Genomic DNA, 11,761 nt, shown 5'->3' with positions numbered 1-11,761 from the left:
TTCATTCCATATTTTAATATTGTTCTTTTTCGTTCGGGAAATCCTGCCGTTTTATATCTTCGATATAGTTTTGTACGGCACCGGTGATCACCTCTTCCAGGTTGGCATAACGGCGCAGGAATCGTGGTGAGAAGCCTTTGGTCAGTCCCAGCATATCGTGCATCACCAACACCTGCCCATCGACACCCCCTCCGGCTCCGATGCCAATCACCGGGATACTCAGTTCGGATGCGATACGGGTTGCCAGCGCAGCCGGTATTTTCTCCAAGGTAAGACCGAAGCATCCTATCTCTTCCATCATATGGGCATCTGCTATCAATTTTTCAGCCTCTTGATCTTCTTTCGCACGCACCGTGTAGGTACCATACTTATTGATCGATTGCGGCATTAATCCTAAATGCGACATCACCGGAATACCCGCGTCTATTATCTTTTTTACATCTTCTACGATTTCTTTTCCACCCTCAATCTTCAGAGCATCGGCTCCTGTCTCCTGCATGATTCGAATAGCAGCGTCCAGTGATTTCAACGGATTGCCCGAACAGGTACCAAACGGCATATCAACAATAACCAACGCTCTTTTAGTAGCGTTGACTACCGACTTACCGTGGTAAATCATCTGATCCAACGTAATCGGTAATGTGGTCACATTGCCAACCATTACGTTTGAGGCGGAGTCGCCCACTAAAATAACATCCATCCCTGCCTCGTCAATAATACGAGCCATGGAGTAATCATAAGCTGTCAGCATGGAAATTTTTTCTCCCCGCTGTTTCATCTCGAATAGGCGATGTGTTGTCACCTTTCTGTTTTCTGAATCTCTTTTTGCAACTGACATAATCTATTATTTAAGTTATAGCTACAGCGGGCAAAGGTAAAGAAATAATCAATCAGAAACCGTTTCCATAAAAAAAGATTAGGCAGACTGTCACGAAAAACAGCCTGCCTAACACGTTTGCATTTCCTTACGCATCAAAACTCATTTATCTTTTCATCTATTCCCTTCAGCTCTCTGAGCTTTAATTCCAACTGTTCTTTTTGTTTAATCAGTTGCAATTCTTCATTACCTAATTTCTCTTTTCGATAACGTTCGGCCCAGCCAATCACGGTCTCCAACTCATCAAAAGACAAATGTTTCAAATACCTTTTAACTAATCGTATAGGTTCCTGTTTAGCAGTCGCCTTGTAAGTTCTTTTTGGTGTCATAATTCTTTTGTTTATATATTATTTCTATGCTTTTTAATAATAACAAGTAAAGCTTTCAGTTTGTTTTTATTTTCTAACAGGTTAACACCTCCCCTCTTTCAATCTGATAGGCAACCCTGTCGGAGGGATGCTTTATTTTCAGATTTTCCTCTGAATATCCTTTTTATTTGATAATTTCGCTTTTCAAAATGCTAATTAAACATCCAATTCCTATGATCGATACAACAGATATCAACAAAAGCAACAAAGAATATCAAAATCCAGGTATGCATACCGCAGAACACATCCTGAATCAGACAATGGTACGTATGTTCGGTTGTCAGCGTTCTATGAATACACATATAGAACGTAAGAAAAGCAAGTGTGATTACTATTTGGAACAAATACCGACAGCGGAGCAGATGGCGGAAGTGGAAAACCGTGTGAATGAAGTGATCGATCGCCACCTACCGATAACCACTGAATTTATGCCTCTACAGGAAGCGGCCGAATTGGTCGATTTGCGCAAACTACCCGAAGATGTCAGCCAGACATTGCGCATTGTCCGTGTGGGCGATTATGATGTATGCGCCTGCATAGGAGCACATGTCTATAATACCTCCGAAATAGGCCAGTTCAAGCTGCTCAATTGGGATTTCCAAGAGGGACGCCTGCGACTGCGTTTCAAACTTACTTAAAAATCAATATGTAAGCAAAAAGGCGATTTTGCTGTACAATATGATACGTTAAAAAGTGTTACTCGCCTGACTAATTTTAGATACCCCTAGGGATACGGAAAAATAGTCAGGCGTTTTTGACAAAATGCTAATTTGTTTTTGTGTAAAAACAAAGGGTACTATCAAATTGAAACATAAACAAACGGTAATCCCTATTCCGCCTTAATCGAATCGACCGGATTGGCATGAGCCGACTGGAGGTTCTGAAAAGTGATTGTACCGATTGTAATAAGCGCGACCAATAGGAATGCCAACGGGAATACCCACCAATAAAGAGGTGTCTTATAAGAGAAGTTTTCCAGCCACCTGTCTACAAAATAGTAGCCAATAGGCGCGGCCACGATAAAGCTAACACAAACAATGGTCATATAGGACTTATTGAACATCAGAAGAATATCCCGAACCCGCGCACCCATCACCTTACGAATACCTATCTCTTTCTTCCGGAACTCAGTCTCAAAAAGAATCAGTCCGAACACCCCGACAACAGAGATCAAAATAGCCAGGATACTGAAAAGGGTAACGGCATTGGTCATCGAGAGCTCCGCCTGATAGAGCTGGTTGAATATCGTATCGTAGAACTCCAGTTCAAACGGGAAGGTAGGATCTATTTCGGCAACAACCTGCCGGATATGATCGACCGTTTCCGGTATGTTCGCGCCGGCATGTATCCGAATATACGAAACCGGAAGCGCCACACCGGTATTGAGCATAAAGTAGATCGGGTCTTCGCCCTGCCGCAAAGAGGTGAATTTGATATCCTCGGTTATACCAATGGTCGAACCGGAAGCGCCCCAAGAGGTCATTTTCAGGTTGCTACCCGGATGCATGCCTATGGCTTGCTGGATAGGCTTGCTGAAAATAAACCGAAGCTCGCCGATCTGTTCATCCGTCGGGAGGAAATCACGCCCTTCGACTATCGGAATCCCCATCACACGAGGGAAAGAGGCAGATACCTCCAAGGCATATCCGTAGAAAGACTGGTCATTATATTCCAAGCCATAGGTGGTATACCCATCGCGCGCGCCTAACTTCTGTTTAGAGAATGCCACATCGTCAATACCCGGATGTTGCTTCAATCGGTTCACGTAGGTGTCCCGGTTGTTTGCATAAAAAGCACCGTTCAGTTCCACTACCGCCAGGTGGTCTCTGTCAAAGCCGTAGTCATACGAGCGCATAAAGTGATTCTGCAACTGAATAAATAGCGCAGCGATGATCAGTCCGATGGAGATGATATATTGAAAACCAACCAATCCTTTTCGTAATATACGGCCCGAGGGCGAGGTGCCGAAGTTGCCCTTCAGGGCGACGGCTGGTTGAAAAGAGGTCATATAATGGGCCGGATAGTAGCCTGCTACAAAGCCGATCAACAGAGCTATACCGGCAGAGATAAGAATCAAAGGCAGATTCTGCGACAGACTCAGGTCGGCATCCAAGAAATACACCCAGTGATTCTTGTTCAACAGCCAAACGATAGCCAGCGACAATAGCCAGGAAAAAAAGGTGATGCCGATGGCCTCTGTCAACAGGAGGCGTTGCTGTTCCGCAGTCGAGCTACCGAACACCTTCCGGGTATTCACACTTTTGATACGCAAAGGTGCCAGGGCAATACTGAAATTGGTGAAGTTGATCGCCGCGATGATGATGATTAAAAGGGCTATGGTAAACAGCAATCGTACCGTGTTTTTGTTGTTCAACTTAAACAAGCTACTATCATTCGACATGTAATGAATATCCGTAAGAGGCATTAACGCAAGGCTCAGTTTATCCCCGTTCGGATTCCAAACGGGAGAGAAATCAAACGATTTATTAAACTCTTCCATAAAAGGACCTGCCGCATTTTTATCGCTTAGAAGCACATAACAAAGAAAATTACCCGACATCCAGTCACCCTTCATCGTGTTGTCGATCGTTCCGTAGATCACATTGTCGAGTTGGGTGTTTCCGGGAAAATCTTTATAGACACCGCCTACGGTATAGTTCTTCAATGTTTTGGTCCAGACCAGTTCATTTATATGGATCATTTGCCCAACGGCCGGAGCATCTCCATAAAAACGGCGTGCCATCGATTCCGGAATAATCACTTTCTCCGGATCGTGGAGGCTTTCACCGCTTCCTTCCGTAAAGACAAAACCGAAAATCCGGGTGATGTCCGGATAACAGGTCACCAGCTTTTCCTGAAAACCTTTCCGGTCGCTCCCTTCCCCCACCGCAATGTAGATATCGGGTATAAACGGGTTATACAGGGTTGCTGCCTCTATTGTAGGCGATGAAGCAATGAATTCATCGACAAAACCCCGTGATTGTATATTGTTCTCATACGCCGACTCGGATCCGTCATGTTTGATCGTAGCCAGAAAAATACGATCGGACTCCGGGTGGCAGGTATCAAAACTCTGTTCGTAATTCACCTGTATCAGGATCATGATAAACGCAGCGAACGCAACCGACAACCCTAAAAGGTTCAACAACGTGGCAGCCCGAAAACGCCGCAGGATAACAAAGAAGTTTTGTATAATACTTTTCATGTAATCAGTTATTAGTGTTTAATGATTAGTTATTAGTTATTAGTGGTTAGTTATTAGTGGTTAGTTATTAATCACTGATCACTGATCACTGATCACTGATCACTGATCACTGATCACTAACCACTAATCACTAAAATCATTCCCTCTTCAGCGAGTCCACCGGATTAGACGAAGCCACCCGCCAGCTCTGGAAAGTAACCGTAACAATGGTAATGGCAGTAATCAATAGGAAAGCGAATAGGAACACCCACACATAGATAGGTGTACGGTAAGCAAAACTCTCCAGCCAGCGCGCCACGGCATACCAGGCAATTGGTGTGGCAATAAGAAAACAGATCACCAGGATCTTAACATATCGCCTGTTGAACATCGCCAGGATCTGCCCGGTAGTCGAGCCCAACACCTTGCGTACACCGATCTCTTTGCGTTTGTATTCGCTTTCGAACACCACCAAACCAAATACACCTACCATAGATATTAAGACAGCGATCAGGCTGAACCAGGAGATCAGTGAGGTCATATGCTGCTCTTTCATGTAGGCAAAGTTTATCAGATCATCGTAGAAGGTCACATTAAAAAGATAATCGGGCGACATCTTCTCCAAAGCCTCCTCTATCAGCTTCATCTCTTTAAACAGATCCGAGCCTGCTTTTATCTTGATGTAAGCCCATTCAGTTTGCCAGAGGTTATGGTCGTTTATCAGGTAGAAAGCCATCGGTTCAAGCTCTTTGCGCAAAGTGGCCACATGCAGGTCGGGAATAAAACCGATCACCTCCCCGTCGCTTACATTATCGCCCAACGACAATTCAAGCTCTTTCCGGGCTCTCTCATTGAAGATATACACAAAGTCCTCTGATTTCTTATCGGCTGGCAGGAAATCGCGCCCATCGAGTAAGGGAATATTCATTGTCTCCAAGAAATCCGTATTCACGGCAATGGCTTGAAACATGAATTTCTTTCCTTCATTTTCGCGCAACCAAGTGTTATGGATATCGGTTCCCGACAGGAGGGTGCCTGCGTAACTAACACTCTCAACCGCGGGAGATTCTTTGAGAATATTGGTAAAAGTCGGCAAAGAATTGCGCACATCGTTGCTTAAATTTGCTACAATCACCTGATCTTTATCATAGCCTAATGAGCTATTTTTCATGAAATGAATCTGTAAATACATAAACAAAGCGACAACGATCAGGGCAAACGAAGCAACAAACTGAACACCTACCAGCCCGTTGCGCAACTGACGTCCTTTAGGAGAAAGACCAAAAGAGCCCTTCAATACTAATGCCGGCGCGAAAGAGGTCATATAAAAGGCGGGATAGATACCTGCAATAAGTCCCACCAACAGGGCGATCCCCCCCATTCCCAGAATGATATCCGGATGCTGAGCGAGTGCCATATCCGTATTTATTAGCTGTGCGACGGAGGTCGACGCCAGCTGATGTGTTATGAAAAGAGCTATACCCCAGGCAAACAGGCAGGTTAGCACTGCCTCAGCCACTAACGAGGTCCGCAATCGGTCGTCTGCCGCCCCAAGCACCTTCTGGGTATTTATACTCTTGATACGTAAGGGGGTCAGGGCAATACTGTAATTGGTGAAATTGATCACCGCGATCAAAAGAATCACAAAAGCAATCCCCAGGAGTATGGCCACGGTTGAAAAGCTTGTCTTATCCGCCACCTCATCATATTCGGTATAGGTATTAAAATGTATATCCCTCAAAGGGACTACTTTATAGGTAACGGGCATGCCTCCCATCTCTCCATCGGTCTCTTTCGTCTTTTCCGTCCAATATTCCTCCAAGATTTGTTCGAGAGAGGCACCGGGCGTCACACGTACATAACCGGCATAATTCAGGTTGCCCCAGCTTTCCAGGTTTTCCTTATCATGTAATTTCCGGAGAATCACATTGCGCACGCTGCTATTGGTCGGAAAGTCTTTGTATACGCCTCCGACAATCCATTTGTATCCTTCATTGATCAGTTGCTTGTCGATAGCCGGTTCCTCTCCAAACACTATATTGGCCAGGCTTTGTGGGATCAGGACATAATCGGGTTCGTGGAGTTTATCAATACTTCCTTCTATCATATCAAACTGAAAGACACGCATATAATCGAATGTGACACCCTTTATATGGCTCTTGAATGTATTTCTTGTCCCTGCAGTTTCTACGGTAAAGGGCCAATCAGATACAGCCTCCATCCCCATACTGATGGCAGAGGCTTCAACGTATGGCGAAAAAGTCTTCAGCTCCTCTATCAACGGGCGGGGTACGATAGCTATCTGACGTCCATTGAAAAGAGCTTCTACCCGGTAGATATTATCGGCATTCGGGTCATGGGTATCAAATCTCAGATCCCATAAAACCTGCATGATGATGATGATCACAGCCGTAAAAGCAACGGAAAGACCTAATATATTGAGCAGTGTCGCCATTTTGAAGCGGCGGATCACACTGAGGAAATTGCGGATAATCGTTTTCATAAACTTGTTTTTTAGTTGAATGATCACTACACATCAGAGTATAAAGAGCCTGTACCATGCAACAACATGGTGTTTTCCTGTTTTGAAGAGAATACATCCGACCTTCACAGGCAGGATGTATATTGTGCATTTATAATTACTTAACTACTCTTGTGTTTAGATAAATTCACTCACGGAAGAGACGATGCTACCGTCGAACAGGTTGATCACCCGGTGGGCATAGCTGGCATCGTGTTTGGAGTGAGTCACCATGATAATGGTGGTTCCCTCTTTGTTGAGTTCGGTCAAGAGGTCCATCACCTCCAGCCCATTCTTCGAGTCGAGGTTACCGGTCGGCTCATCCGCCAGGATCATCTTCGGATTAGAAACCACCGCACGGGCAATGGCCACACGCTGTTGCTGACCACCGGAGAGCTGCTGGGGGAAGTGATGCGAACGGTGACTGATATTCATTCGTTTGAGGATATCGTTCACCATCTGCTTGCGTTCCGACGCTTTGATCTTCAGATAGGTAAGCGGAAGCTCTACGTTTTCGAATACGTTCAGTTCGTCAATCAGGTTAAAACTCTGGAAGACAAAGCCGATATTCCCTTTGCGCACCTGCGTACGTTCTTTCTCTTTCAGATGGCCTACTTCCAGATCGCCCAGGTAATAGTTGCCCGAAGTCGGATTGTCTAACAATCCCAGGATATTCAACAGGGTTGATTTACCGCAACCCGAAGGTCCCATAATAGCCACAAACTCGCCATCTTTCACTTCGATGGATACATTGTTCAACGCGATTGTTTCCACTTCTTCGGTACGGAATAACTTGCTTAAGTTCTCAATTTTAATCATGACTGTATAGTTTAATGTTTTATTTATTCTCTTTTACCTATTACATTCAAACAGCGTGCCAAAACAACCAAACCGCTGTCATTCAACAATATAAACAAAAGACCACTTTTAACGATGTCCAAAAAATGGACAGTGGTGTATAATTATTTGACAAAAGGGAACAAAAAAGCGCGGATAACAACTACCCGCGCTTCTTATATGGAAGATTATCGACTCTTAGAAAACATAGGCCGCACGCACAGCAATCAATGCCTGGTCGAAGTCTTTTATGATATGATACTTCACTTCAAGGCCTACCGTGATGTTCTGCGTGGCATAGACCTCGGCACCCAGACCGACATTCATGCCAAAACGATTAAAGTTAGCATCCTTTTTCCCAAAAAGCGTGATGTCTTTTGCATTCCATAACGAAAGACTAAGGCCTGCCAACGGATAAAAGCCAAACACATCACTTAGTTGCACCAGGTAATGCGCGTTCACATCAAAATTCCACGTACTCAGATGGTTATTCTTCACAAAGTGAGTAATAGAAGGCGCGATGCGCACTTCGTCCGTGATGGAATAACGATAATCAATTCCCAGGGAAACTTGTTCGCTATCGAACGTATACCCCACATTAGCGCCTACAGACGACTGCCCTTTCTCCGTTTGGGCAAAAACACTTGCGCTAACCAACATTAAAACTAATACCATCCATTTTTTCATACCTAAACATTTTTAGTAAATAATAATATCCTATTTAATCTCTTTCACCTTCAAACGATCGCCTGCCGAACGTACGATGCTGCGATAATACTCTTCATCGTAGCCCGGGAAATCGGGATAGGCCGAAAGACCATGTCCATTATCAAGGAATTTACCCTCTTTTTCTTTCTTTACATTGCCGTCGATGTATTTCACCACCAGGTATTCGCCCAGTTTCTTCCAGCGCTCGGTAGCGTTGTCGGCCGTCGTCGTGCTGAACCAGGTTAGGAACATACGGGCTTGCATCGGATCTTTCGCGTACAGTTCCTTCGCTGCCTGGTCGATAGACGGAAGCACCGTTTCAAAATTGTCTTCCAGTTCGCGTTGTACCTTACGGATATCTTCAATCATAAAGCTATACTTATGATACGCCATATTGGCCACCCAGTTATGGATCCAGAACGCAGAGGTCCAGGAGAAGTTCATCATATCGCCATTGCCTACGCGGTAGCACTCCGGAGAATCCAGGATGCCGCAATAAAGCGGAGCAAAAACAGCCATATCCGCGTCGTCTACGCCAAACCACAATACACCACCGATCGGATCGGGCAGCCAGTCGCGCATCTGGGGAACAATCACAAAACCTGTCTGCTGCGTAGCAATAGCGCGTTCGTTTACATAAGTTTCACCATCCACGGTGAAGTTCATCGGCCGCCAACGGTAAGGCACCTTATAAGGACCTGCTCCGGCATCTTTCGTCATATCCAAGTCTGTTCCTTCGTAATGATCACGCATGCCATCCTGCACATCGCGTACCGACAGTTTACGGTCGGGCTTGATATAAAGCGGCATCGGTTCTTTAGTCGGATCACCTTTCACAAAGTCCGCGTACTTGTCCATCGTTTTATCGTACTTACGGAAGAAAGACCATACGCGGGCTTCACAACCACGCAGTCCACTGAAATCGTATGGGTTATAGGCTTTCGCAAAGCTAAAATCCTTATCGCTTCCTTTGTAAAAACCCATCTCACGCGCCAGGGATACCACATCCGGTGCATAGAGGCAGTTTTCTTTATCATTGAAAGGAATTTGTTGGATACGCGCCTGATTGGCATGTGCCGAGATGCAATCGTCCGGAATGCGGATCGCTACCCAAACCGCGCCTTTCTTTCCCGGTCCTTTTCCGATGAGTTCCATCACCCAGGCTTCGTTTTTGTCGGCAATCGAGAAGCTTTCGCCGCTGCTGTGGTAGCCATAATCGCGTACCAGGCCGGTCATCACCTCGATGGCTTCACGTGCCGTTTTGGAACGTTGCAGAGCTATATAGATCAGGCTACCGTAGTCGATCAGACCATTAGGATCCACCAGCTCTTCTCTCCCACCCCAGGTACTCTCCGTAATGGCCACCTGGTATTCATTCATATTGCCAATCACCGAATAGGTCTGTTCCACTTGAGGGATCTCTCCGAGCGGCTTACCAGTATCCCATTCCGTTACTTTCAGCATGCTGCCTTTAGGCCATACGGCTGCCGGCCAGCGATACAGTTCTCCATACAGGGAATGGGAGTCAGCCGAATAGCTAATCATCACCGATCCGTCTACCGAAGCCTTTTTACCGACCAATAGTCCGGTACACGCTTCTGTTTTAACACTTGCAAATAAAAGGATTAACAAGGTAATCCCACATGTTGTCCATTTCTTTTTCATAATATATAACGTTTAAGCAAATAAGAGCATAAATACTCCTGCCCCACAAAGATAACCTAATAATGCTAAACCTGTGAAGCGTTTGAAATAATACATAAAACTAATTTTCTCGATCCCCATCACGGTAACACCCGTTGCCGAACCGATAATCAGGATGCTACCCCCTGTCACACCGCAATAGGCCAGGAATGTCCAAAAGCCACCATCGGTCACAAAAAACTGGGTATAGGCCGACAACTCCGCCGTCACATCGGCTATCGGATACATACCGATCGTCGCAGCTACCAAGGCAACGTTGTCCACACAGGAAGAGAGAATCCCAATCAGGAAGCTGATCAGATAAGGCTGATGTATATGTTCGTCTAAGAATCCCGACATCAAGGCCAAATGGCCTGAGGTTTCCAAAGCACTGACCGACATCAGTATGCCCAGGAAAAAGAAGACGGTCGCCAGATCGACATTCGGAAGCAACCGGGATATACGCAATTTATGTGCCTCCCGCATACGTAGGCGACTATACATCACATCCGTATAGATCCAGAGAATCGTCAGTCCGGTCAATACGCCAAGAAAAGGAGGCAAGCCGGTCACAATCTGGAAAACAGGAACCAACGCCAGGGAGAGGATACCTATCCAGAAGATAGTCCGCCGGGCATGGTGAGGGATCGCCGGAACAGACTCATCCTCCGGATCTTCTTCGCCCGGTTGACGCAGTTTGGCTCCCTTCTTGAAAAGCCAGAAATGAGCGATCGTAAGCGGAACCAGCATATTGATCAAAGCAGGGATAAACAAATGGCTGATCTGATGCCAGGCCGTCAGGTTCTTACCCACCCACAATAGAATGGTCGTCACATCGCCAATCGGCGACCAGCTCCCACCCGCATTGGCGGAAATAATCACCATACAGGCATATTTCAAACGGTCTGTCCTGTCGGGCACAAGCTTACGGAGAACCGCCATAATCACAATGGCCGCCGCCAGGTTGTCCAACAATGCGGAAAAGAAGAAAGTAGCAAAACAGATATACCACAACAGCCGTCGCTTGTTGGTCGTTGCAATATAGCCGGTCATCGAACGGAAGCCGCCATGCTTATCGATAATCTCAACGATCAACATGGAGCACATCACAAAGAACAGCGTCTCTGCCACATTCCCCAGATGATAAACGATATTATTATCGGATATAAAATGCACCAGTTGCTCATGAACCGGTAGTAAGGCCATATCCGGATTGTCGGCCAGGAACCCTTGAAAGATCGGACTCGCCTGAACGATAAAAATATTATACGCATCAAACATCAGGATTAACCACATCGAAATCGCCATAAACAAGGCGGTCGCCGCTTTATTCACCCGGATCTTATCTTCCAGGGCAATTGCCACAATTCCCAGGACAAAAATGATAGGCATCAATACATACATCGTTCTTCGCTTTTTGAATTACATGAATACAAAAGTAAAAACAAATCACCGCTCAAAAAGTTTTTTGTTAAAAAACATAAGAAGGCCTCTACTTCTTGCAAATATCCGGATTTGTGTTTATATTTGTACTTTCATAGTTAAGGTTTTGGTTAAATGTAGAGGGGGTGACTTGTGAAAGC

The 11,761-nt window shown here is 45.5% G+C and carries 9 protein-coding genes; 1 reads left to right on the top strand and 8 read right to left on the bottom strand.

What is annotated here, in order from left to right; translation table 11 throughout:
- Nucleotides 1-13: 13 nt before the first annotated feature.
- Nucleotides 14-838 (bottom strand): 3-methyl-2-oxobutanoate hydroxymethyltransferase, encoded by an 825-nt coding sequence (gene panB, locus M2134_RS13820; RefSeq protein WP_280752003.1) that lies wholly within the window; start codon nucleotides 836-838, stop codon nucleotides 14-16.
- 134 nt (nucleotides 839-972) lie between these two features.
- Entirely contained in the window at nucleotides 973-1,206 is a 234-nt protein-coding gene (locus M2134_RS13815) for a hypothetical protein (RefSeq protein WP_280752004.1), read from the bottom strand.
- Nucleotides 1,207-1,418: 212 nt separating this feature from the next.
- On the opposite strand from M2134_RS13815, the gene M2134_RS13810 reads away from it, so the two are divergent.
- Entirely contained in the window at nucleotides 1,419-1,883 is a 465-nt protein-coding gene (locus tag M2134_RS13810; protein WP_280752005.1) for a hypothetical protein, read from the top strand.
- 191 nt (nucleotides 1,884-2,074) lie between these two features.
- Here M2134_RS13810 and M2134_RS13805 read toward each other — a convergent pair whose 3' ends face one another.
- The 6 genes from M2134_RS13805 to nhaD form a co-directional block, all read right to left on the bottom strand.
- Nucleotides 2,075-4,450 (bottom strand): ABC transporter permease, encoded by a 2,376-nt coding sequence (locus M2134_RS13805; protein ID WP_280752006.1) that lies wholly within the window; start codon nucleotides 4,448-4,450, stop codon nucleotides 2,075-2,077.
- Between the two features lie 136 nt (nucleotides 4,451-4,586).
- Nucleotides 4,587-6,932, bottom strand: coding sequence for an ABC transporter permease (locus tag M2134_RS13800; RefSeq protein ID WP_280752007.1), 2,346 nt, complete (start codon nucleotides 6,930-6,932; stop codon nucleotides 4,587-4,589).
- A gap of 156 nt (nucleotides 6,933-7,088) precedes the next feature.
- Nucleotides 7,089-7,769, bottom strand: coding sequence for an ABC transporter ATP-binding protein (locus M2134_RS13795; RefSeq protein ID WP_280752008.1), 681 nt, complete (start codon nucleotides 7,767-7,769; stop codon nucleotides 7,089-7,091).
- A 216-nt stretch (nucleotides 7,770-7,985) separates the two neighbouring features.
- Complete coding sequence (locus M2134_RS13790) at nucleotides 7,986-8,474, bottom strand: porin family protein (protein ID WP_280752009.1); 489 nt, start codon at nucleotides 8,472-8,474, stop codon at nucleotides 7,986-7,988.
- Nucleotides 8,475-8,504: 30 nt separating this feature from the next.
- The gene (locus M2134_RS13785; protein WP_280752010.1) at nucleotides 8,505-10,160 is read right to left on the bottom strand and encodes a C69 family dipeptidase; all 1,656 of its coding nucleotides are present in this window, start codon (nucleotides 10,158-10,160) and stop codon (nucleotides 8,505-8,507) included.
- A gap of 12 nt (nucleotides 10,161-10,172) precedes the next feature.
- Nucleotides 10,173-11,582: a sodium:proton antiporter NhaD gene (nhaD, locus tag M2134_RS13780; RefSeq protein WP_280752011.1), complete on the bottom strand. Its 1,410-nt coding sequence runs from the start codon at nucleotides 11,580-11,582 to the stop codon at nucleotides 10,173-10,175.
- Nucleotides 11,583-11,761: the final 179 nt, after the last annotated feature.

The sequence above is a fragment of the Parabacteroides sp. PM6-13 genome, assembly GCF_029892605.1.
Taxonomy (GTDB): domain Bacteria; phylum Bacteroidota; class Bacteroidia; order Bacteroidales; family Tannerellaceae; genus QVMG01.
Note: the sequence above shows the minus strand (reverse complement) of the source record. Positions and strands in the feature narration are given on the sequence as shown.